Origin of the sequence: Citricoccus nitrophenolicus, assembly GCF_047305825.1 — a bacterium.
Classification (GTDB): Bacteria; Actinomycetota; Actinomycetes; order Actinomycetales; family Micrococcaceae; genus Citricoccus; species Citricoccus nitrophenolicus.
In genome coordinates this window covers 2451442-2471511 of record NZ_CP063070.1, presented here as the reverse complement: position 1 = coordinate 2471511, position 20070 = coordinate 2451442, and the positions used below count along the sequence as shown (strand labels likewise).

Below are 20070 nucleotides of genomic sequence, written 5' to 3'. Positions count from 1 at the left end.
TAGCGCATAAGAATTGCTTATCCTCAACATGCCCCGAAGGGAGCCCTTCATGGACCTCAATCTGGTCCGGACCTTCGTGGCCGTCCACGAGACCCGGAATCTGACCGTGGCCGCGGCGCGGCTCTACGTGTCCCAACCTGCCGTGAGCCAGGCACTGGCCAAACTGCGCAGGGCGCTGGGCGATCCGCTGTTCGAGCGCACCGGCCGCACCATGGAGCCCACCCCCCTGGCCCAGTCCGTCTACCCCGGCTTCAGGGACTCCCTCGTGGCGGTGGACCGGGCCCTGGACGCGGTGCACACCTTCGAGCCCCGAACCTCAGAACACCGGTTCCGGGTCGCCATGTCCGAGCTGGGCGAGATCGGGTATTTCCCCGCCCTGTTCTCCGCCGTCCGCACCCAGGCACCCGGGGTGCGCGTCGACGTCGTGCCTCTGGACCTGGACAGGCTGCCCGGTTGGCTCGGCCGCGGGACCGTGGACCTGGCCGTCACCTCGCTGCCGCTGACCGGCAGCTTCGAACACGAGGTGCTCAAGTCCGAGGGCTATGTGGCCCTGATGGGCCGAGGGCACCCGCTGGCCACGCAAGGCGCCGACCTGCCCGGATACCTGCAGGCCCACCATGCCGTGGTCTCCGGGGACTCAGGCCGGCCGACGCTGGAGGCGGCCCTGCGCCGCGTGGGTGCCTCGATCACCCCGGCGGCCACCGTCAACCACTTCGCCTCCCTGCCACCGCTGTTGGCCACCCGGGACGACCTGATCGCCACGGTGCCGGTCTCGATCGCCGCCGGTTGGGCCACCTCCTGGCCGCTGGCGATGCGGGAGCTGCCCTTCGAACTGGTCGGGGCCGAGGTCTCCCTGCTGAAGCGCACCACCGCCCAGCATGCCGCGGCCCTGGACTGGTTCCACCGCACGGCACTGCGGGCCCTGCGGGGAGAGCCCGGGGAGTTCTCCGCCATCGGCGCCCCGCCGACACCTGACCCGCAGGACTGAGCCGGCCTGACAGGATGGTCACATGAGCGTGAAGGTCCTGGCCATCGGCAAGAAGCACGAGTCCTGGGTGTCCGAGGGGATCGAGCGCTATGGGAAGCGGCTGAAGAAGCCCTTCGACCTGACCTGGAATCTACTCCCCCACTCCGCCCGCGAGGGGGACGCCGCCCGCCAGGAGGAGTCCGTCCGGATCCTGTCGAAGGTCGGCGAGCGCGACCACCTGGTCCTCTTGGACGAGCGGGGCCGGAACGTGGACTCCCCCGGGCTGGCTCGGCACCTGCAGGGCCACTTCGATGCAGGCCAGCCGGTCACCGTGGTGATCGGCGGAGCCTACGGCGTGGACGAGACGGTGCACGCACGAGCAGGATTCGTGTGGTCACTCTCCCAGCTCGTCTTCCCTCACCAGCTCGTCCGGCTCATCCTCGCCGAACAGCTCTACCGTGCCCAGGAGATCGCCGGGGGACGGCCATACCACCACGTGTGATCAGCGTGGCAGTTCGGGCAGTGCCGACCGGCAGGAGCGAAGGAAGGCGGCGAACTGGCCGCGCTCGGACGGCGGGATCGCAGCCAGGAGTCGTGACTCGAGCTCGGCCACCGGCCCGCGGGCCGATTCGAGGACCTTCCGGCCCTTCGCGGTGAGATAGAGGGGGAACCGCCGCGCGTTCTCCGGATCCCGCTCCCGGCGCACATGGCCGATCTCGATCAGCGGGGTCATCGTCTCGGCCATGGACTGTGCCCGCACGAAGGACCGGCGGGCCAGTTCGGAGGAGGTGATGCCCGGCCACCGGTCCAGCACTGAGAGCGCGGTGTACTGCGCGGTGGACAGGCCGGCGCCCAGCTGGGTGGCCTGCTCCAGTGGCGCACGCAATCCCTGCTCCAACTGTTTGATGGTGTAGATGAACCAGCCTTCCACCGACTCCGAGTGTGCCGCCGCCGTCTCAGCCGGACGGACCTCGTGATCCCGCGAAACGCCCATCGTTCCCCCGTTGCCCTCCCGGGCCAGAACCGCCCGAGTGGGCCTCAACCTAACACAGGAACGGCCTCTATATCAGGCAGCCTGAGACTTTGCCTCGCGGCAGCACGGGCAGAATTCCTCCCTTGACTAACATTTCAGGATGCCTGAAACTCGAAGTGGTGTGGAACACAGGTGCCGCCGGTGCCCGCCCACCACAGGAGCCTTGGAATGTATGAGAACTATGCCGTCCTCTGGAACCGCATAGCCGCACGTGCACCGCACCTGACGGCCGTCCGCGCTGAGGACCGCGCCTATACCTACGGCGAACTCGAGCACCTGGCCTCCACCGTGGCGGACGCCCTGATGGCCCAGGGAGTGGGCCGTGGAGACCGCGTGGCGTTCTTCCTGCACAACACCGCCGAGTACCTCGTGCTCTTCTACGCCTGCCTCAAGCTGGAGGCGATCCCGGTGTCCGTGAACTTCCGGTATCGGGGCGCCGAGCTGGCCGCGTTGCTCGGGGCCTGCGAGCCGGCGGTGCTGGCCTATGGTGCCGCGTACCGCCCGGCCGTCGAGGACGCGGTCGGGCTCCTGGAGGGCCGCACCGCGGGGACCCTGAGGCTTCTGGTGGAGATCGACTCGGAGGATCCCCTCTCAGGTGATCTCCCCGTGGACCGCTACCGGTTCGCGGATCTGGCCACGCCCGGAGGGCAGGACGGCCTCGGGGACAGCACCCGGGATCCGAGCCGTGAGGCCGAGCTGTATATCTTCACCGGCGGCACCACGGGCACCCCCAAGGCGGTGGTCTGGGGCATCGGCGACCTACTGCACATCCAACAGTCCTCGATCTACGGCCCCATGGGCCTGGAACCGCCGGCGGACCTGGAGGCAGCCGTCGCCGTAGCCGTGGACGAGGGCCTTCCGAGGGTTCGCACCCTGCCGCTGGCCCCCTTCATCCACGCCACTGCCCTGTTCAGCGCCATGAACACCCTGGCGGTGGGCGGCACGGTGGTCATCAACCCCAGTGCCAGTCTGGACCCGGCGGCAGCGGCCCGGCTCATCGTGGCGGAGGAGGTGACCCGGCTCATCGTGGCCGGTGACGCGGTGATGGTCCCCCTGGTGGAGGCCCTCGAGGCAGCGGAGGCCGGAGCTGCTCCGTCCCTGACCTCGGTCATCAGCTCCGGCATGCGCTTCAGCGATGACACCAAGCGCCGCATCCACGCCCTGGGCCAGGTCGCCATCGTGGACATCCTGGCCTCCACGGAGGGCGGGCCCTACGCCATGGCCACCACGACTGCCGCCGAGGAGTTGCCCGCCCGCTTCCGGCTGACGGAGGACGCCGTGGTCCTGGACCCGGACCAGCGGGAGGTCCAGGACCGGCCCGGGGCCGTCGGCGTCCTGGCCTATCGCGGAGCGCTGCCCAAGGGCTACCTGAATGACCCGGTGAAGTCCGCAGAGACCTACCCCGTGATCAACGGGGTACGGCACTGCTCCCCCGGTGACTACGTCCGAGTCCAAGACCACGGGTACATCGAACTGCTCGGACGGGGGAGCTCCGTGGTGAACACGGGCGGCGAGAAGGTCTTCCCGGGCGAGGTGGAAGAGGTCCTGATGGACTTCCCCGGCGTCCTGGACGCGGTGGTCTTCGGCGCTCCGGACCCCGTCTGGGGCGAACGCGTGTCCGCCGTGGTCGCTGTTGAACCCGGCAGCCAGGTCACCGAGCAGGACCTGGTCCAGCACGTCGGGTCCCGGTTGGCCGGATACAAGAAGCCACGCACGCTCGTCCTGCGGGACACCCTGGACCGAGGCCCCTCCGGCAAGCTCAACATGAGGTCCCTCAAGGCCCTCGCCGTCCAGGAGTCACCACACCGCGCCCCGCACACGGGCCGGAACGGATCAGACTGCGAGGAGCGGGCATGACCACCGGTTTCCTGGGCGCTGCCGACCACTTCGGCTACGCCGACCTGCTCTCTGAGGCGGAGAAGACGGTCCTGACCCGGTTGCGGTGCTTCCTTCAGGACGAGGCCGAACCGGTCCTGGCGGATCATTGGGAGCGCGGGGAGACTCCGCTGTTCCTCCGGGACCGGCTCGCCGGCCTGGACCTGGTGGACCCCGCCGAGGTCCGGGGGGCCGGCGAATCGGTCAGGCCCCTGTTCCTCGGATTCCGGAACCTGGAGTTCTCCCGCGTTGACGGCTCTCTGGCCATCCTGTTCGGCGGCCAGGCCGGAATGTTCCGCACGGTGGTCGCCACGGGCGGCAGCGAGCAGCAGTTGGCCTCCTGGGACGAGGACATCGCCTCCTTCCGGATGACCGGCTGCTTCGCCCTGACCGAGCCGGACCACGGCTCGGACATCGCCCGTGGCGTCCAGACGGAGGCCCGCCGGGACGGCGACGGTTGGGTGCTCAACGGTGCGAAGCGGTGGATCGGCAACGCCGCCTTCTCCGAATACGTGGCCGTGGCCGCCAAGGACGCCGACGACGGCCAGGTCAAGGTCTTCCTGGCCCGCGCCGACGATCCGGGCATGGACATCACCAAGATCGAGGGCAAGACCTCCCTGCGCATGGTCCACAACGCCGACATCGGTCTGCGGGACGTCCGGGTACCCGAGACGCACCGACTGCAGCGGATCAACTCCTTCGCGGATCTGAACCGCGCCTTCGAGACCCTGCGGCCGGACGTGGTCTGGAACGCCACCGGACTCCAGCTCGGCCTCTACGAGACCGTGCTGGAGTATACGAGGAAGCGCGAGCAGTTCGGCCGGCCGATCGCCTCGTTCCAGCTGGTCCAGGACCACCTCGTGACCATGCTGGGCAACACCAACGCCTCCCTGGCCATCGCCGTCCGGCTGTCCCAGCTGGCGGCCGAGGGCGGGGTCTCCGGCGAGCAGGCGGCCCTGGCCAAGACCTGGGTCTGCCGCCACATGCGCCAGACCGCGGCCCTGGGCCGGGAACTCCTGGGCGGCAACGGCATCCTGCTGGAGCACCGGGCAGCACGGTTCCATGCGGATGCCGAGTCCCTCTACACCTTCGAGGGCACCGACCAGATCAACACCCTCATCGTCGGCCGCGCCATCACCGGCCACAGCGCCTTCCTGTAGAAACGGAGCAGACCATGCCCCAGCACCACGACACCGACACCGACACCGGCACCGGCACATCAACCACCATCCAGGTGACGGCCCTCTCCGAGACGGAGAAGGGCCGCGAGGCCCGGCGCGTGGTGGGTGCCACCTTCCTGGGGACCACCATGGAATGGTATGACTTCTTCCTCTACGCAGCCTCCGCCGCATTGATCTTCGGCCCCCAGTTCTTCCCCTCGGACAACGCCACCGCCAGCCAACTGGGCGCCTTCGCGACCTTCGCCTTCGGCTTCATCGCCCGGCCGATCGGCGGGATCCTTGCCGGGCACTTCGGCGACCGCATCGGACGCAAGCGCATGCTGGTGCTGTCCCTGTACCTGATGGGCGGCGCCACCGTACTGATCGGCCTGATCCCCACCTACGAGTCCATCGGCCTGTGGGCCCCGGCCCTGCTCACCATCCTCCGGCTGGTCCAGGGCCTGGGCGTCGGCGCCGAATGGGGCGGCGCCGTGACGATGGCCGTGGAACACGCGCCGGCGGACAAGCGCTCCCTCTATGGGGCCGCCCCGACCATGGGCCTGCCCGCGGGGTTGATGCTCGCCAACCTCATGCTCATCATCCTCATGGCCACCACCGGCCCAGCCTTCCAGGAATGGGGATGGCGCATCGGCTTCGTCATCAGCTTCCTGCTGGTCGTGGTCGGCATCTGGTCTCGCCGCCGGCTGGGCGAGAGCCCCCTGTTCGAAGAGTCCGTGAAGAACGAGCCGACCAAGGTGCCGTTCCTCGAGGTCTTCCGGCGCTTCACGCCCCAGTTGCTGCTGACCATCTTCGTCGCCGGGGTGCCCTCCATCCTCTCCTACATCGTGTTGACCTGGGCCCTGTCCTACGGGACGGTGGAGATCGGCTACGGCCAGACGTCCCTGCTCTGGATCGGCATCGCCTGCTGCGTCCTGCAGCTCTGCATGCTCCCGTGGCTGGCCCGGCGCGCCGATCGCACAGGCCTGACCAGGATGGCCGTGCTGGGGGCCGTGCTCATGGCGGCGACGGCCCTGCTGTTCTTCCCCCTGTTCAACACGGGGAACATCTGGCTGGCCGCACTGGCCACGATTCTGGCCCACGCCTCCACATCCTTCGCGTGGTCAGTGGTGCCACCGATTCTGACCCAGGCCTTCCCCGCCTCCATCCGGTATTCAGGCATCAGCATGGGTTACCAGTTCGGGGCCATCGCCGGAGGCGGCTTCGCCCCACTGATCGCGACCTCGCTGTTGGCCCAGACGGGAACCAGCTGGTCAGTGGCCGTCTACGTGGTGATCGCCTGTCTCGTCATGATGGTCTGCACCGTGACGCTCACCCGGTTCCAGACCCACCGTGACTACGCGGAGCACAGCTAACTGGTCAGCGCGGGCACCCGGATTCCGGAGACCGCCGGCGGCAACCTCGCACCAGATGACGCGGTACCACGTCCGGACCTCGGCGTAGCATGGCCGCGATGGCCCCGAACCCCGCTCCCGACGCCGGCCGGTCACCTACCGGCGCCGCTTCCGATGCGCCCGCCGGCGCCGGTGTCCCGTCCGCCCCGGCGGACGAGATCCTCGCCCGGTTCACCCCCGCCACCCGCGAGTGGTTCGCGGGTGCCTTCGCCGCGCCGACGACGGCCCAGCTGGGTGCGTGGGATGCCATCTCCACGGGCCAGCACGCGCTCGTGGTGGCCCCCACCGGCTCGGGCAAGACGCTGTCCGCGTTCCTCTGGGCCCTGGACGGGTTCCTCCGCACCCCGGCAGGTGCCGCGTCCGTGCCGGGCGAGCGGCCGGCGTCGGGCACCTCGCCCGCCGGGAAGAAGCCGAAGAACCTGACGCGCGTCCTGTACATCTCCCCGCTCAAGGCGCTCGGCGTGGACGTGGAGCGCAATCTGCGCACGCCGCTGATCGGCATCACGCAGACGGCCAAGCGGCTCGGCGAGGACCCCCCGGAGGTCCGCGTGGGCGTCCGGTCCGGGGACACCCCCGCCCGCGAGCGCCGGCAGTTGGCCAGCCACCCGCCGGACATCCTCATCACCACCCCCGAGTCGCTCTACCTCATGCTGACCTCCCAGGCCCGGGCCACGCTCGCGGGGGTGGAGACGGTGATCGTGGACGAGGTGCATGCGGTGGCCGGCACCAAGCGCGGCGCGCACCTGGCCGTCTCCCTCGAGCGGCTCGACGCCCTGCTGCAGGCCCCCGCGCAGCGCATCGGACTCTCCGCCACGGTGGAACCCCGCGAGGAGGTGGCACGTTTCCTCGGCGGCATCCAGCCCGTGCGCGTGGTGGCGCCGGCCTCCACCAAGTCCTGGGACGTCCACGTGACGGTCCCCGTGCCGGACATGACGGAACTGCCTGCTGCCCCCGCCGCCCATGATCTCGGACCGGGCTCCGGCCTGCAGGCCAACGCCTCGATCTGGCCGCATGTGGAGGAGCGGATCGTGGACCTGGTCGCCGCGAACCGGTCCACCATCGTCTTCGCCAACTCCCGCCGCCTGGCCGAGCGGTTGACCGGCCGCCTCAACGAGATCTGGGAGGAACGGCAGCAGGTGCCCGACGGCGGCACCCCCTCCCAGCGCCAGGGCCGTTCCGAACCGGCCGGCTCCCCCGACTCCCCCGACTCCTCCGACCCCTCCGAACCGAAGGGCGCTTCCCCACGCCATGCCCCGGCCCAGCTGATGGGCGGCTCGGGCCAGTCCGCCGGCCACGCCTCGCAGGGCCAGGACATCGAGTTCGCCCGCGCCCACCACGGCTCGGTGTCCAAGGAGCAGCGGGCACTGATCGAGGACGCCCTGAAGTCCGGCACCCTGCGCTGTGTGGTGGCCACCAGCTCGCTGGAACTCGGCATCGACATGGGCGCAGTGGACCTGGTGATCCAGGTGGAGTCCCCGCCCTCGGTGGCCTCTGGCCTGCAGCGGGTGGGCCGCGCCGGGCACCAGGTCGGCGAGACCTCCACCGGCTGGTTCTTCCCCAAGCACCGCGGGGACCTCGTGGACACCGCCGTGGTGGTGGAACGCATGCTCTCCGGGGGGATCGAGCCACTGTCCGTCCCGGCCAACCCGCTGGACATCCTGGCCCAACAGACGGTGGCCGCCTGCGCCCTGGAGGAGCTGGACGTGGAGGCCTGGTTCGACCGGCTCCGCCGCGCCGCGCCCTTCGCCACCCTGCCGCACTCGGCGTACGAGTCCGTGCTGGACCTGCTCTCCGGCCGCTACCCCTCGGACGAGTTCGCCGAGCTGCGCCCGCGCTTGGTCTGGGACCGCGAGGCCGGCACCCTCACCGGCCGCACGGGCTCGCAGTGGCTTGCCGTCACCTCCGGGGGGACCATCCCGGACCGGGGGCTCTTCGGGGTCTTCCTGGCCGGCACGGAGGAGGAGAAGGCCGGCACCGCCCGCACGGGCGGGCGCCGCGTGGGCGAGCTGGACGAGGAGATGGTCTACGAGTCCCGCGTGGGAGACGTGATCGTCCTGGGGGCCACCAGCTGGCAGATCCAGGACATCACCCATGACCGGGTGCTGGTGATCCCCGCCTTCGGCCAGCCCGGCCGACTCCCGTTCTGGCGCGGCGATGCCGAGGGCCGTCCCGTCGAGCTCGGCGAAGCCGTCGGCGCCTTCCGGCGCGAGGTCGCCGGAGGGTCCGGGGATCTCCCTGCCGACCGACTGGCGGCTGCCGGACTGGATGAGTGGGCCCGGGACAACCTGACCGCGTATCTGACCGAGCAGCAGGAGGCCACGGGACAGCTGCCCACCGAGAGGACCCTCGTGGTGGAGCGGTTCCATGACGAGCTCGGGGACTGGCGCGTGGTGCTGCACTCCCCCTATGGGATGCCGGTGCACGCCCCGTGGGCCCTGGCCGTGGGGGCGCGGCTGCACGCACGGTACGGGATGGACGGCTCGGCCATGGCCGCAGACGACGGGATCGTCCTGCGGGTGCCCCTGATGGAGGAGGAGCCGCCCGGGGCGGAGCTGTTCCTGTTCTCGGCGGAGGAGCTCGAGGAGGTCGTCACCGCAGAGGTGGGCGGTTCGGCCCTGTTCGCCGCCCGGTTCCGGGAGAACGCCGCCCGCGCCCTCCTGCTGCCTCGCCGGGACCCGGGCCAACGCACCCCCCTGTGGCAACAGCGTCAACGTTCGGCCCAACTGCTCGAGGTCGCCCGGAAGTACCCGCAGTTCCCGATCATCCTCGAGACCGTCCGCGAGTGTCTGCAGGACGTCTATGACCTGCCAGCCCTGAAGGACCTCGCCACCCGGATCGAGGCGAAGTCGCTGCGGCTCGTGGAGACCACCACGCAGTCCCCCTCCCCCTTCGCGCAGTCGTTGCTGTTCGGCTACGTGGCCCAGTTCATCTACGAGGGCGATTCCCCGCTGGCCGAGCGCCGTGCTGCGGCCCTCTCTCTGGACCCGGGACTGCTCAACGAACTACTCGGCCGTGCCGAGCTGCGGGACCTGCTGGATCCCGCCGTGATCGAGTCGGTGGAGTCGGACCTGCAGAGGCTCTCCCCGGACCGCCGCGTCAAGGGTGCCGAGGGCCTGGCGGACCTGCTCCGGCTGCTCGGCCCCCTGTCCGCCCCGGAGGCCACGGACCGGCTGGAGGGCGAAGAGGACGCCACGGCGCTGTTGGACCGACTGGTCACCGCGAACCGTGCCCTGAGGGTCCGCCTGGCCGGGCAGACGCGGTACGCCGCCGTGGAGGACGCTGCCCGGTTGCGGGACGCCCTCGGAGTGGCCCTGCCCATGGGCATCCCGGTCGCGTTCATCGAGCCGGTCGTGGACCCTCTCGGGGACCTGGTCTCCCGCTATGCACGCACCCACGGCCCCTTCACCGCCACGGAGGCCGGAGCCGCGCTGGGACTGGGTGCCGCCGTGGTCCATCAGGTGCTGCAGCGGCTTGCCACGGAGCATCGGGTGAGCGAGGGCCAGTTCCGGCCCGAGGGCGGCGAGCCCCGCACCGGCGGTCCGCTGGAGGCCGAGTGGTGCGAGGTCGAGGTCCTGCGGCGCATCCGCCGCCGCTCGCTGGCCGCGTTGCGGGCCGAGGTCGAGCCGGTGGACCAGTCCGGCTACGCCCGCTTCCTCGCCGACTGGCAGCACGTGGACCCGGCCCCCGGGGGCGGCTCTCCCGCCACCCTGAGCGGGGTGGACGGCGTGGCCACGGTCCTGGACCAGCTCTCCGGGGTGTCCGTCCCCGCGAGCGCGTGGGAGTCCCACGTGCTGCCCTCCCGCGTCCGCGACTACGCGCCGGCCCTGCTGGACGAGCTGCTGGCCAGCGGGGAGTTCCTGTTCTCCGGCACCGCGGCGGCCAGCGGCAATGACGGCTGGATCGCCTTCCACTCTGCCGAGACCGCGGATCTCTCCCTGAGACGGGCCGAGGGCTTCGAGCCCGGGCCAGCCCACCGGGCGGTGCTCGAGGTGCTCCACGGGGGCGGGGCATGGTTCTTCGGTCAGCTCGCCGAGCGCGCACGTGCCCCACAGGTGGAGGGCAGCGCCGACACCCTCGGCTCCGGTGCCCCAAGCACCGGCGGTCCACTCCCGTCCGGCGCGGAGCGACTGTCCTCCAGCGAGCTGCTGACTGCCCTGTGGGACCTGGTGTGGGCCGGGCTCGTGGGCAACGACACCTTCGCCCCCGTCCGCGGGCTGCTGGGGCAGGGGCGCACCGCGCACAAGTCCCGGTCCCGTTCGCCCCGGGCGCGTCCGGCCCGGCCGGGACGAGGAGCCCGCCTGTCCCGGTTGCGGCGGCTCGAGGAGACCGCCGGCGGCTTCGGCACGGGGGCCGAGGCAGCGGCCCCCGGGGGCATCGGTGCCCGTGGTGCCGGTGCCCTGCCGGCCGACCTGGGCCCGGTGGAGGCCGGCCGGGCTGCCGGGCGCTGGTCCCTGCTGCCCGGGCCGTCCCCTGATCCGACCGTCCGGGCCCACGCGACGGCCGAATATCTGCTGGACCGCTATGGCGTGATCACCCGCGGCTCCGTGGTGGCCGAGGAGGTCCCCGGTGGTTTCGCCACCCAGTACCGGCTGCTGTCCCGGATGGAGGAGGCCGGCCAGGTGCGCCGCGGCTATTACATCGAGCACCTCGGAGCCGCCCAGTTCTCCACCGGCGCCACGGTGGACCGGCTGCGCGGATTCTCGCGGCAGGACGTGGCGGAGGACTCCACCCCCTCCTCGTGGCAGGCGCCCCGGTCCCAGCCGTCCCCGTCTGCCGTTGCCCTGGCCGCCACCGATCCGGCCAACCCCTACGGGTCCGCGTTGCCGTGGCCGGAGCTCCCGGCCGGGGCGGACGGCGTGCGGCCCACCGGTCAACGGCCGGGCCGGAAGGCGGGCGCCGTGGTGGTCCTCGTGGCCGGAGAGCTGGCGCTCTACGTGGAACGCGGCGGCCGGACCCTGCTGCTGTTCACCGAGGACCCGTCCGTACAGGCACCGCTGGCCGCCGCCCTGGTTTGGGCACTGCGGACGGCGCGGGTGGAGAAGATGTCCCTGGAGAAGGTCAATGGCCTGCCGATCACGGGCACCGGGCTGGCGGCCGCCCTGCTGGAGGCGGGCTTCTACTCCTCGCCGTCCGGGCTGAGGTTCAGGTCATGACCGAGTCGCCCGAATCCCCCTCCCCCTCCGTGACGGGGACGGAGATGACCGCCCTGGGACGGCGGACGCGCCCTGATGCCGACGGACGGCTACGGCGGCTCCCCTCGCTTCGCGTGGGTCGCCGGCCGCTGCGGGGCCATGCCCGAGGGTGACTCCCTGGTCCGGCTGGCAGACCGTCTGCGCCCGGTCCTGGAGGGGCAGGAACTGGCGCGCACCGACTTCCGGGTGCCCCGGCTGGCCACCCTCGACCTGGCCGGACTGACCGTTCGAACGGTACAGCCGTGGGCGAAGTACCTGCTGATTGAGCTCAACGGAGCCGAGGGGCCCGGAGGTGCTGGCGCCAGGGACCTCACGGTGCTCTCCCATCTGAGAATGGAGGGGCGATGGGAGGCCTACCCCCTGCTAGGCCCCGACGGCGGCCGGGCGACCCCGCGCTGGCGTCACCCGGGCTGGCAGGCGCGGTGCGTGCTGGAGACTGCCCGGGACCAGGTGGTCGGGTTCTCCCTCGGACTGCTCGAGGTGCTGCCGCGCGATCAGGTGGCCCAGCGGCTGGAGTTCCTCGGTCCGGATCTCCTCGATCCCGGCTGGCAGCAGCCCGAACGGGCGGAGGTCCTCCTGGAGGAGTCCGTCCAGCGGCTCAAGGAGCAGCCGGATCGGCCCATCGGCCTGGCTCTGCTGGACCAGCGGCTGGTCTCCGGGATCGGGAACATCTACCGCTGTGAGGCCCTCCTGCTGGCCGGGCTGGACCCGCACCGGCCGGTGTCCTCCGTGCCGGATCTGCCGGGGCTGATCGCCCTGGCCCGGGACCTCATGCGCGTCAACACCGCGCCCGCCGCACCGGGCCGCCCGGCACCACGGCGGACCACCACGGCCGTGGTCCCGGACCCCAGTGCCCCCTTCGGGGTCCGGGTCCTCGACGCGGTGGCCACCACAGGTGCCGGAGCCGAGCGAGGCGCACCCCCTTCGCCAGGCCGGAGACCGGCAGCCGGCCCCCGCGGCCGGGACCCGCTCTACTGGGTGTACGGCAGCCGTCGGGACGGCTGCCTGCGGTGCGGCGGCCCGGTCACCGTGGAAGACCTCGGCGAGGGTTCCGGTCAGGAACGCACCCTGTACTGGTGCAGACACTGCCAGCGATGACAGCGGCGCCCAGCCGTCAGTCGGTCTGGAACACTGGTTCTGTGCCCCAACGTCCACCCCTGCCCGTCCGCGACGGCGTCAACGCGACCCGCCTCTCCGTGCCGGCCACCGGCTGGACGACCGTCCTCGACTACGTCCTGCACCGGTGGGGGCACGTGGACCCGGACGGCATCCTCCAGCGCTTCCGCACCGGCGAGGTCCGCGCCGCGGACGGCACCGCGGTCACCGAGACCACGCCCCTGGGCATCCACGACTTCGTCTGGTACTACCGGTCGGTCCCGCACGAGGAGCCGATCCCGTTCCCCGTGACGGTCCTGCACCAGGACGAGCACCTGCTCGCCGTGGACAAGCCGCACTTCCTGCCGACCACACCCGGCGGCCGCTTCGTCCAGGAGTCCGCGCTCGTCCGGCTGCGCAACCAGCTCGGCCTGGACCATCTCGTCCCCATGCACCGCCTCGACCGCGCCACCGCCGGCGTCCTGCTGTTCTCCACGAATCCGGACACCCGCGGCCCCTACCAGGTGCTCTTCGAGCGGCGCCAGGTGTGGAAGACCTATGAGGCCGTCTCGGCGCTCCCGTCCGGTCCGAGCCCCGACGTCCCCACCCGATTCCCCCTGACCTACCGCAATCGGATGGACAAGGTGAAGGGCGTGTTGACGGCCCGCACCCTGGACTACGGGCCGCGGGAGTCGGGCCGCTGTCCCGGGGCACCCGCGCGGCCCGGCCGGAAGACGAACCAGGGCACCGTCGGGGCCAACGCGGAGACCCGCATCGAACTGCTCGGCAGAGGAGTCTCCGCGGGCACCTGGGCCGGGGCCGGCGTCGGGCACTTCCGCCTGTTCCCCCGCACAGGACGCACCCACCAGCTCCGCGTGCACCTGGCCGCGCTGGGGCTGGGCATCCTCAACGACGCGTTCTATCCGGTGCTGCAGGACGTGGCACCGGATGACCACGAGCGTCCGCTGCAGTTGCTGGCCCACACGATCGGTTTCACCGACCCGTTGACCGGGGCCGAGCGGCAGTTCTCCTCCAGACTGAAGCTGCGCGAGCGGCCGGAGCCCGGACGATGAGCGGGACGGGCGTGGGGCTCGATGCGGCGTGGGTCGAGTCACTGGGCTGGTGGTTCCATCCGCTGACCGCGCTGCTGGTGGCCCTGGACGCACCCGTCCCGCCCGTGCCGAGTGAACTGCTCGTCATCGGCTCGGGGGCCCTCGCCCAGCTGGGCACCGTGGGCCTGGTCCCCTCCCTGTTGGCCACCTGGCTGGGATGCTGGGCCGGGGACGCGGGGCTCTACGCCCTGTTCCGGTACCGACTGACGAGCCTGTTGGACCGAATGAGCTGGGGGCAGCGGATCCACCGCGGAATCCTCAGACTGTTGGACAAGGCCGGCCCGGCGCCGGGCTACGCCTCCCTGTTCGTGTTGCGCTTCGTGTCCGGCGGCCGGACGGCCTCCATGGCGGCGGCCGGGATCGCCGGCATCCCCTGGCGGCCCTTCCTGGCCCTGTCAGGAAGCGGATCTGCCGTGTGGTCTGTGTACATGGTGGGCCTGGGATGGTTCACCGGCGGCGCGACAGGCCTGCCGTTCTGGGCCAGCGCATTGGTGGGCATGGGATTGGGTACCCTTGCAGGGTTGGTCATTGCCGGGGTCATCGCCGTGCGACGACGTTCCAAGGAGGGGTGAACAGTGCACCAGGACGAGTCCTCGTCATCCTCCTCTGCCGCGCTGGAGCGCATGAAGGCAGCCGCGGAGACGGGCGGTACCGCCCAGAGGCCCGATCGAGTGGAGCCGGCCGAACGAGCGCCGCAGCCCGAGTCGGCCCAGCGTACCGAGGGGCCTGAGGGGGCCGAGGGACCTGAGAAGGCCGAGCCGGCCGAGCGGGAAGGGACCGCGCCCACGGACACGCCCCCTGCTCCGCGACTGCGCCACGCCAACACCCAGGAGACCCACGGCCCCCTGGAGTCCTTCAACGACTGGCTCGACGGCCTGGGCGAACCCGACTGGGACAAGGTCTCACAGTCCATCTATGACTCCCCCGCCACCATGAAGGCCGCCTACGAGCGGCAGAAGGCACACCGTGAGGCGGAGCGGGTGCGCAAGGCCGAGGAGCGGCGCCTCGCGCAGGAGCAGGCGGAACGGGACCGGATCGAGGCCGAACGGCAGGCCGAGCTCGAACGCCAACGGGCCGCCGAGCAGGCCGAACGGGGCCGGATCGAAGCCGAGCGGATCGCCGCCGAGGAGGCCGAGCTGGAGGCCCAGCGCCAGGCCGAGGAGGAGGCCCGCCAGGAGCGGGAGCGCCTTCTGGAGCTTCAGCGCGCCGAGGAGGAGGCGCTGCGCCAGGAGATGGAGCGCCAGGAACACGAGGAATGGCTGGCCCGGCAGCGCGAACGCGAGACGTGGGCGCTGCAGACGGCCGCCCGGGAGTCCGACGGCACGGACTGGGTCCCGCCCGCAGACCGCCGCGCCATGCTCGAGGATCGGGGCGAGAACCTCACGGACGCCGAACTGTTGGACCGCGCCCGGGCCTCGCTGCCGGAGTGGCGTCACCGAGACCGGATCGTGGAGAAGGCCCAGGCCATCGAGGCCGCCACCGTCAGGCGTTCGCGCCCACCCGTGGCCACCCTGGACCGGGGGCCGGAACCGGCCCCCGCCGGATACATCCCGCCCTACAACCTGCCCTCCCTGGAACCGGACCCGGCCCCCGCCTTCCCCGATCTGGCCCGCCGGATGACCGTCACCGTGGCCTACGCGGTGTTCGTGCTCGGCGGGGTCTTCGGCCTCGGCCTCCTGGGCGAGGACGCCACCGGGCCCTGGCTGCACGAGCTGCACGAGGGCCGATTCCGGGGTGGGTTCTCCATGCTGTCCATGGCGCCCTGGCAGCAGTTCGCCTGGCCTCTGCTCTGGCTGGCGATGGGGATCTACACGGTGCACCAGTGGCTGCCCTCACAGGCCGCCGCGGACCGCCAACGGGCCACCGGCTGGCGGATGTCCGGTGCCATGGTCCTGGCCGTGGCGTGGTTCGTCATCGCCCGCACGGGCGTACTGCTCGGCGTGGAGCTGTTCGTGTGGTTGGCCCTGGGCTACCTCCTGGTGGACTGTGTCCACCAACTGAACCTCTACACGGCGCGGAGCCGTGCCGAACGGGCCGTCACCGACGGGACGATCGGGCTGTTCACCGGCTGGGCGCTGATCTTCGCAGCCACCAACGCGTCCATCTGGTTGCAGTCGCTGGGCATCAACCTGCTCTGGATCCCCGGCTCCGTGTGGGCCGTGCTCACCCTCGTGGTGGTGATCTGGGGCGCGGCCTTCATGGCGATGACCGAGCGCGGCCGCATCACCATCGCCCTCGGCCTCTCCTGGGGGCTGGCGGCGATCCTCGTGCCCCGGCTCGTCGGTTCCATGACCTCGGTGTGGGTGGCGATCGTGGCCGCCATGGGACTGTTCGTGGTGCTGCTGGCCACCGAGAACCGGCGCTACCGGATCAACCACGCCGAGCACCGGGCGGCGCTCGGCCACGAGGTCGACGACTTCTAGGGCCGTGCCGGTGGCCCTCAGACCTCCGGCACCCACCGTCCGCGGACCCGGCGCAGCACATCGAGCCGACCGGTCTGCGCGACCTCCCGGACGGCGTCGCGCATCTGGCCGGCGGCCGTGACGGCCGCGGCTCGTTCCGCGTCCCAGGAGGACTCGGGCACGGTGAAGCGCAACACGATCCGCGGGATCCGGGCGACCACCTCCAGGTCCTTGGCCTCCACCCGGTAGATGGAGCCGAGCACGGCCTCCGCGGTGTACATGACCTCCTCGGGGGCATGGCCGGGCAGCAGGTCACCGATGGGCAGGCGGACGCGGAAGGAGGGCATCGGCCCATTCTACGAACCGTGCCCCAGCCCACCCCGTCCAGTGGAATATCCGCAGGCCCGGAGGTGGTTGTGCCGAGCATGAGTCTTCTCTTCGACCCCGTGACCGTATCCGGTGTGACCCTGCGCAACCGGGTCATCCTCCCGCCGATGTGCCAGTACATGGTGACCGCCAAGGACGGTGTGCCCGGCCCCTGGCATCTGACACACCTGGGCGCGCGCGCCGCCGGCGGCTTCGGGATGGTGGTGGCCGAGGCCTCCGCCGTGGTCCCGGAGGGCCGCATCTCGGACCAGGACACGGGTCTGTGGAACAGCAGCCAGCGAGATGCCTGGGCACCGATCACCGCCTTCATCCGCTCCCAGGGCGCCGTGCCGGCCATCCAGCTGGCCCACGCGGGGTCCAAGGCCTCCACCTGGCCCGCCCATCCCGGATACCCGGATGGTGCCATCCCCCTGGACGAGGGCGGCTGGGAGACCCTCTCCCCCTCCGGCGTTCCGGCCGTCAGCGCCGTGGGCCCCACCCGCGAGCTGACCCCCGCCCAGATCGAGGACACCATCACCGCCTTCGCCGAGGCCGCCCGCCGGGCGGACGAGGCCGGATTCGACGCCGTCCAGATCCACGGTGCGCACGGCTACCTCATCCACCAGTTCCTCTCCCCCGTCACCAACCGCCGGACCGATGAGTGGGGCGGCTCCTTCGAGAACCGCACACGCTTCGCCCGCCGCGTCACCGAGGCCGTGCGGGCCGTCTGGCCCTCCGAGAAGATCCTGGGCATCCGCCTCTCCGGCTCGGACTGGCTCGAGGACAGCTGGGGTGAGCAGGACACCGTGGCCCTCGTGCGCGAGCTGGCCGGGCTCGGCCTGGACTGGGTGGACGTGTCCTCCGGCGGCATCGGGGACGTCTACCAGGGCCCCAAGGGACCCGCCTACCAGGTCCCGCTGGCCGAGGCGGTGCACTCCGGGACAGCGGACCTCGCCCTGGGCGCGGGGCAGGGCCTCGCAGGGGATCAGGGGCAGGACGCCGGCGCGCGCCGGCTGTTCGTCTCGGCCGTCGGGGCCATCACCGATCCGGAGCTCGCCGAGTCGGTGCTCACCGAGGGCCGGGCGGACGCCGTGGACATCGGCCGGGCGGCCCTGGTGCACCCGAACTGGCCCGTGGAGGCCGCCGAGTCCCTCGGTGACGAGCGGTACCGCGAGCTGATGGCCCCCGCCTACCACCGCGGCTCCTGGGGCCGGACGTCCACCCCGGTGCGTCAGGAAGCGGCGGCCGAGCCGGTGGGGGCCGGCATGGCAGGCTGACGTCAGGGGTGCTGTCTTGCCCGGGTCAGTACGAACATGGGGGCACCCATCCGTCGCCGCCACCTGCGGTCATGGGGAGTTCTCCCCCATGCCCGCGGGGATGATTGTTCGCCTGGACCGCCCCCTCCGCGGGCAGTCGGCGTGACCGGTGCACCGGACTCGGGTAGAACTGAGGGCATGAGCGTTCGCACCCCCGACCCGTATCCCGGGTGGCTGTCGGAAGAGGATCTCTACGAGGCCCGCCGCCGCCTGCCCATGGTCTACGTGGAGGCCCTGCCGGTCCGCCTGGACGCCCTCGGGTATGTCTCGGAGATCGGCCTGCTGTACATGGCGGATGCCGAGGGCTACCTGCGCCGCACCCTGGTCTCCGGCCGGGTGATGTACCGCGAGACCGTCCGGGCAGCCCTGATGCGCCACCTGGAGAAGGACCTGGGCCCGCTCGCCCTGCCGCAGCTGCCGCCCTCGGTCATCCCGTTCACCGTGGCCGAGTACTTCCCGAGCCCCTCCGAGACGGGCCTGACGGATGACCGCCAGCATGCGGTGGCCCTGGCCTACCTGGTGCCGGTGGCCGGGGAGTGCCAGCCCCGTGGCGACGCGCTGGAGCTGTCCTGGCTGACGCCTGAGGAGGCCCTCAGCGAGGAGGTCCAGTCCGAGTTCATCGGCGGCCGGGGGAACCTGGTCCGCCAGGCGCTGGCGCACGTGGGCTGGGGGCGCTGAACCATGACCACCCCTCATCCCCAGACCGGGCAGACCACCGGCCAGCACGACGCCGGCGGAGACTACCTGCGCTCCGTCAAGGCCCAGCAGGTCGGGCCGGGAGACCGCTTCCTGAAGCGCCAGGGGGACGCTTCGTCCGCGGTGGCCCAGGTGCGCACCTCGCGGGACGACTTCGGCACGCCGGCTCTCGTGGTGGCCACGCTGGAGGACGGCCGTGAGGTGCGGATCGCCTTCGGGTCCACCATCCGCGTGCGCACCCACCGTCCCGCCCCGGCGTTGGACGCCGGCACGGACCTGTCCCCCGCGGAGGAGGGATCGCCCGAGGCCACCGTGGTCCAGGTGGCCCAGCTGCACCCGGACAACCAGCACGTGCTGTCCGTGGCCTCCAAGCTCTCCCGCGGCATCAACCTGCGCTCGGGCTCGCAGCTCGAGGACATCGACACCCTGGCCCGGCACCTGTTCATCGACCTGGACGATTCGGACGGGGCCCTGACGCTGACCACGCTGCTGACCCAGTTGCCCTACGACGGGGCGATGGGACGGTGGAAGTCGATCGAGTCCTCGCTGGCCCTGGCCGCCAACATCCACTTCCACCGCGGCGAGGAGGTCGAGGGCCGGGCAGCCGGGGCCCGGCTGTCCGAACCGGACGAGGCCGAGACGGACCCGATCCGAGCCCAGCGGACCGCCGAGATCCGCCAGCGGCAGCTGAACGAACCGAACCTCTACGACCGTGAGGTGCTGCGGGCCGAGGGGTCCGGCGATCTGGCCGGGGAGCGTCAATGGCGCGAGTCCCGGTTGGCCACGCTGATGTACCTGCGGGCCCGGGGCGGGTCCGAGACCTTCAGCGAGGAGGAACTGGACCGCCGCGTGCGCCGCGAGGTGACCGCCCTGCGCGGCCTGGCTGACCGGATCGCGGAAGCCGGCGAGGGCTGACCCCGGGACGGACCTGCTGCCCCGCCGGCACCCGCAGGTCCGGCTCCTACCGGAGCTGGGCCTTGATGGCCTCGCGCTCCTTCTCCAGTCTGCGCACCCGGCGGCCGAGCTTGAGCAGCCGCACGGAGCCGAAGAGTCCCATCACCAGTACCCCGGCGATCGCCGCGAACAGCATGGCGATCCCCAGCGGCAGGGTGAAACTCCAGCCGAAGTAGGCGAAGTCCGCCTCCACGTTGTTCTGGAGGATGAAGATCAGCAGCATCACGAGCACCACGGCGCCGAGGATCAGGGCGATCCAGGTTCCGCCACTGAGGCCCGTGCGGGTGGGGTTGTCCAGGGAGGGATCGATGGCCGACGGCGGTGCGACCTCGCGCTCGCGTGGTGACACCGGTTCAACGGCCCCCGACGTCTCCTCCGGGGAACGTACGGCGGTGGGGTCCCCCAGGCCATCGGCGGGATGCGTGCCGGACGGTGCCTCGGGAATCTGCTCGCCTCGAGAGGGCTCGGGTCTACGGTCCATGTCAGATCT

16 protein-coding genes are annotated in these 20070 nt (G+C 71.4%); 13 read left to right on the top strand and 3 right to left on the bottom strand.

Annotation, left to right across the window (positions count from 1 at the left end):
• The first annotated feature begins 49 nt into the window (after positions 1–49).
• Together IMT31_RS11335 and IMT31_RS11330 are read left to right on the top strand one after the other, a co-directional pair.
• On the top strand, positions 50–988 hold the full coding sequence (locus IMT31_RS11335; RefSeq protein WP_413542846.1) for a LysR family transcriptional regulator: 939 nt from the start codon (positions 50–52) through the stop codon (positions 986–988).
• 22 nt (positions 989–1010) lie between these two features.
• A complete protein-coding gene (locus IMT31_RS11330) occupies positions 1011–1469 on the top strand; it encodes a 23S rRNA (pseudouridine(1915)-N(3))-methyltransferase RlmH (protein ID WP_413542845.1) in 459 nt (152 codons plus the stop codon).
• On the opposite strand, the gene IMT31_RS11325 is transcribed toward IMT31_RS11330, so the two are convergent.
• Entirely contained in the window at positions 1470–1961 is a 492-nt protein-coding gene (locus IMT31_RS11325; RefSeq protein ID WP_345355843.1) for a MarR family winged helix-turn-helix transcriptional regulator, read from the bottom strand. It lies immediately after the preceding gene.
• Positions 1962–2168: 207 nt separating this feature from the next.
• Between IMT31_RS11325 and IMT31_RS11320 the strand changes: the two genes are divergently transcribed.
• From IMT31_RS11320 to IMT31_RS11285, 8 genes are all read left to right on the top strand, one after another.
• Entirely contained in the window at positions 2169–3857 is a 1689-nt protein-coding gene (locus IMT31_RS11320; RefSeq protein ID WP_413542844.1) for an AMP-binding protein, read from the top strand.
• Complete coding sequence (locus IMT31_RS11315) at positions 3854–5035, top strand: acyl-CoA dehydrogenase family protein (RefSeq protein WP_413542843.1); 1182 nt, start codon at positions 3854–3856, stop codon at positions 5033–5035. The genes IMT31_RS11320 and IMT31_RS11315 overlap by 4 nt, the downstream gene beginning before the upstream one ends.
• A 14-nt stretch (positions 5036–5049) precedes the next feature.
• A complete protein-coding gene (locus tag IMT31_RS11310; protein ID WP_413542842.1) occupies positions 5050–6408 on the top strand; it encodes an MFS transporter in 1359 nt (452 codons plus the stop codon).
• A 98-nt stretch (positions 6409–6506) separates the two neighbouring features.
• Positions 6507–11600 carry an ATP-dependent helicase gene (locus IMT31_RS11305; RefSeq protein WP_413542841.1) on the top strand — a complete coding sequence of 1698 codons (5094 nt, stop codon included), beginning with the start codon at positions 6507–6509 and terminating at the stop codon, positions 11598–11600.
• A 75-nt stretch (positions 11601–11675) separates the two neighbouring features.
• Positions 11676–12737 carry a DNA-formamidopyrimidine glycosylase family protein gene (locus IMT31_RS11300; RefSeq protein ID WP_413542840.1) on the top strand — a complete coding sequence of 354 codons (1062 nt, stop codon included), beginning with the start codon at positions 11676–11678 and terminating at the stop codon, positions 12735–12737.
• Between the two features lie 41 nt (positions 12738–12778).
• Positions 12779–13807 carry a pseudouridine synthase gene (locus IMT31_RS11295; protein WP_413542839.1) on the top strand — a complete coding sequence of 343 codons (1029 nt, stop codon included), beginning with the start codon at positions 12779–12781 and terminating at the stop codon, positions 13805–13807.
• Positions 13804–14418 carry a DedA family protein gene (locus IMT31_RS11290; protein WP_413542838.1) on the top strand — a complete coding sequence of 205 codons (615 nt, stop codon included), beginning with the start codon at positions 13804–13806 and terminating at the stop codon, positions 14416–14418. The genes IMT31_RS11295 and IMT31_RS11290 overlap by 4 nt, the downstream gene beginning before the upstream one ends.
• Before the next feature lie 51 nt (positions 14419–14469).
• Complete coding sequence (locus IMT31_RS11285; RefSeq protein WP_413542837.1) at positions 14470–16269, top strand: hypothetical protein; 1800 nt, start codon at positions 14470–14472, stop codon at positions 16267–16269.
• A gap of 17 nt (positions 16270–16286) precedes the next feature.
• On the opposite strand, the gene IMT31_RS11280 is transcribed toward IMT31_RS11285, so the two are convergent.
• Positions 16287–16595 carry a hypothetical protein gene (locus IMT31_RS11280; RefSeq protein ID WP_345355870.1) on the bottom strand — a complete coding sequence of 103 codons (309 nt, stop codon included), beginning with the start codon at positions 16593–16595 and terminating at the stop codon, positions 16287–16289.
• 78 nt (positions 16596–16673) lie between these two features.
• Here IMT31_RS11280 and IMT31_RS11275 point away from each other — a divergent pair, with 78 nt between their 5' ends.
• The 3 genes from IMT31_RS11275 (at position 16674) to IMT31_RS11265 (ending at position 19541) form a co-directional block, all read left to right on the top strand.
• The gene (locus IMT31_RS11275; protein WP_345355873.1) at positions 16674–17891 is read left to right on the top strand and encodes an NADH:flavin oxidoreductase/NADH oxidase; all 1218 of its coding nucleotides are present in this window, start codon (positions 16674–16676) and stop codon (positions 17889–17891) included.
• 177 nt (positions 17892–18068) lie between these two features.
• Positions 18069–18608, top strand: a complete 540-nt coding sequence (locus IMT31_RS11270) for an NUDIX hydrolase family protein (RefSeq protein ID WP_413542836.1) — start codon at positions 18069–18071, stop codon at positions 18606–18608.
• Between the two features lie 3 nt (positions 18609–18611).
• Positions 18612–19541: a DUF6707 family protein gene (locus IMT31_RS11265; RefSeq protein WP_345355879.1), complete on the top strand. Its 930-nt coding sequence runs from the start codon at positions 18612–18614 to the stop codon at positions 19539–19541.
• Between the two features lie 46 nt (positions 19542–19587).
• Here the strand turns inward: IMT31_RS11265 and IMT31_RS11260 are convergent, their stop codons facing one another.
• Positions 19588–20061, bottom strand: coding sequence for a lipopolysaccharide assembly LapA domain-containing protein (locus IMT31_RS11260; RefSeq protein WP_345355882.1), 474 nt, complete (start codon positions 20059–20061; stop codon positions 19588–19590).
• Positions 20062–20070 lie beyond the last annotated feature (9 nt).

Coding starts and splice junctions, on each gene's coding strand:
- IMT31_RS11330 (WP_413542845.1), top strand. CDS start 1,011: ATGAGCGTGAAGGTCCTGGCCATCGGCAAGAAGCACGAGTCCTGGGTG.
- IMT31_RS11320 (WP_413542844.1), top strand. CDS start 2,169: ATGTATGAGAACTATGCCGTCCTCTGGAACCGCATAGCCGCACGTGCA.
- IMT31_RS11300 (WP_413542840.1), top strand. CDS start 11,676: ATGCCGACGGACGGCTACGGCGGCTCCCCTCGCTTCGCGTGGGTCGCC.
- IMT31_RS11315 (WP_413542843.1), top strand. CDS start 3,854: ATGACCACCGGTTTCCTGGGCGCTGCCGACCACTTCGGCTACGCCGAC.
- IMT31_RS11280 (WP_345355870.1), bottom strand. CDS start 16,595: ATGCCCTCCTTCCGCGTCCGCCTGCCCATCGGTGACCTGCTGCCCGGC.
- IMT31_RS11290 (WP_413542838.1), top strand. CDS start 13,804: ATGAGCGGGACGGGCGTGGGGCTCGATGCGGCGTGGGTCGAGTCACTG.
- IMT31_RS11270 (WP_413542836.1), top strand. CDS start 18,069: ATGAGCGTTCGCACCCCCGACCCGTATCCCGGGTGGCTGTCGGAAGAG.
- IMT31_RS11305 (WP_413542841.1), top strand. CDS start 6,507: ATGGCCCCGAACCCCGCTCCCGACGCCGGCCGGTCACCTACCGGCGCC.
- IMT31_RS11260 (WP_345355882.1), bottom strand. CDS start 20,061: ATGGACCGTAGACCCGAGCCCTCTCGAGGCGAGCAGATTCCCGAGGCA.
- IMT31_RS11285 (WP_413542837.1), top strand. CDS start 14,470: ATGAAGGCAGCCGCGGAGACGGGCGGTACCGCCCAGAGGCCCGATCGA.
- IMT31_RS11335 (WP_413542846.1), top strand. CDS start 50: ATGGACCTCAATCTGGTCCGGACCTTCGTGGCCGTCCACGAGACCCGG.
- IMT31_RS11325 (WP_345355843.1), bottom strand. CDS start 1,961: ATGGGCGTTTCGCGGGATCACGAGGTCCGTCCGGCTGAGACGGCGGCG.
- IMT31_RS11310 (WP_413542842.1), top strand. CDS start 5,050: ATGCCCCAGCACCACGACACCGACACCGACACCGGCACCGGCACATCA.
- IMT31_RS11275 (WP_345355873.1), top strand. CDS start 16,674: ATGAGTCTTCTCTTCGACCCCGTGACCGTATCCGGTGTGACCCTGCGC.
- IMT31_RS11265 (WP_345355879.1), top strand. CDS start 18,612: ATGACCACCCCTCATCCCCAGACCGGGCAGACCACCGGCCAGCACGAC.